This is a genomic window from Brucella pecoris, assembly GCF_006376675.1.
Lineage (GTDB): Bacteria > Pseudomonadota > Alphaproteobacteria > Rhizobiales > Rhizobiaceae > Brucella > Brucella pecoris.
This window is the reverse complement of record NZ_VEWK01000051.1, coordinates 1-1,616: the sequence shown is the minus strand read 5'-3', so window position 1 is coordinate 1,616 and position 1,616 is coordinate 1. Positions and strand designations below refer to the sequence as shown.

Genomic DNA, 1,616 nt, shown 5'->3' with positions numbered 1-1,616 from the left:
GCGCATGTCGCTGTTTCGAAGTTTGCCTGGCATCTCCCGCTCAATCGACAGGCGCAAATGCTGGCCTCCTGCGGTGTTATCATCGATCGCGGTACGCTTGGCGCCTGGGTGATGCGGGTCGCCTGGTGGCTGGAGCTTCTCTATGACGCGCTTACCGCCTTTATCCGCTCGCAGCCGAGAGTGTTCTGTGACGAGACGCCGTTGCCGCGGCTCGAGCCGGGGCGCAAACGAACCAAGGTCTGCCAGTTATGGGCGCAGGCGGTTGACGACCGTCCCTGGAATGGTCCGGCACCGCCGGCCGTGGCCTATATCTTTGCCGAAAGCCGCAGCGCCCGCGAGATCGAGGGGCAATTGTCGTCGTTTACCGGCGTGCTTCAAGTCGATGGATACCAAGCCTATAAAACCATGGTCAAACGTCGGGGCAAGAGCAATGTCGCACCCATGCGGCTGGCCTTCTGCCTTGCTCATGCGCGGCGCAAGTTCGTCGATGTCGTCAAGCTGACGGGTTCTTCGGAGGCTTTGTCGATCCTTGCCAGGATTGCGGAAGTCTATCGGATCGAAGCAAAACTGCGCGGCGAAAGCGCCGATACCCGGCTCGTCGTGAGACGTCGCGAGGCTGCTCCAGTCATGAGAGAGCTGAAAGTCCACCTCACCGAACTGCGCGACGAGGTGTCGGCGAAATCGGCGCTTGGCAAGGCCGTCAGCTACACGCTCAACCATTGGAGCGGGTTGACAGCCTGCCTTGATGATGGCCGGGTCGAGATCGATTCCAATGTGGTCGAGCGTTCAATGAAATCCGTGGCCCTGACGAGGAAGAATTCGCTGTTCGTGGGCAACGAGCGGGGTGGAAAGACTTTCGCTGTCCTCGCATCGCTCGTCAACACCTGTAAACTGAATGGTGTGGACCCCGAGGTCTGGCTTGCCGATGTGCTGGAGCGCATCATCTCCGGCAAAGTGAAAGCCAACGAAATGGAAAGTCTCCTGCCGTGGGCCTGGAAGGCTGAGCGTGAAGCGATGACGCAGCAGGAGCGACGGGCGGCATGATGCACAACAGCCAGGGGACGACGGATCGACCGAAGCTTGATGACGCGGCGTTCGAAGCCTTTATCAGGGGACGCCGTCCGGCATCGCCAATCTGGTCAATGAGCGGTCTCGATGGTTATCTTACGGCTCTGATCATTGGCCCAAAGTTCATCGACCCACGCAAATGGATCCCGGAACTGACTGGCCCGGACGCCCTGAACCTGCCGATGGAAACAACCGAACATCGGGCCGTGCAGACGATCGTTGCGGAATATAACCGTATCTCGGGGAGCCTCTCTGAAACCCCGAAAGACTACCGGCCCAGGTTCACCAGGATCGATGATCAAACCTTTGATCCGTTCGATTGGGACCTCTGCTTTTTGCTGGCAACAGGATACGCGCCGAGACTTTGGCAGCCGGTTCTTCGCGGTCATGCCGTCACCGGCGATATCATTGCGCCAATTCGCAAGCTCGGCGAGACAAAACGCAAAGCCACCCGCCAGGATGCCGCTGACGTCGCTGAAGCACTCGTCAATATCCGAACCTATTTTATGCCGAAGCGGGCAAAGCAAAAGTTTTGACTGCCAGCCGGA

General features: G+C 58.9%; 2 protein-coding genes. Both read left to right on the top strand.

Annotated elements, in window-relative coordinates; all coding sequences use genetic code 11:
* Positions 1 to 1,044, top strand: a 1,044-nt coding sequence (tnpC, locus tag FIB18_RS24605) for an IS66 family transposase (protein WP_140023480.1), incomplete at its 5' end; no start/stop codon positions are given.
* Positions 1,041 to 1,604, top strand: coding sequence for a UPF0149 family protein (locus FIB18_RS24600; RefSeq protein WP_105528924.1), 564 nt, complete (start codon positions 1,041 to 1,043; stop codon positions 1,602 to 1,604). The genes tnpC and FIB18_RS24600, both read left to right, overlap by 4 nt.
* Positions 1,605 to 1,616: the final 12 nt, after the last annotated feature.

What these genes read in the sequence shown, in the direction of transcription:
- FIB18_RS24600 (WP_105528924.1), top strand. Translation starts at nt 1,041, where the DNA reads ATGATGCACAACAGCCAGGGGACGACGGATCGACCGAAGCTTGATGAC.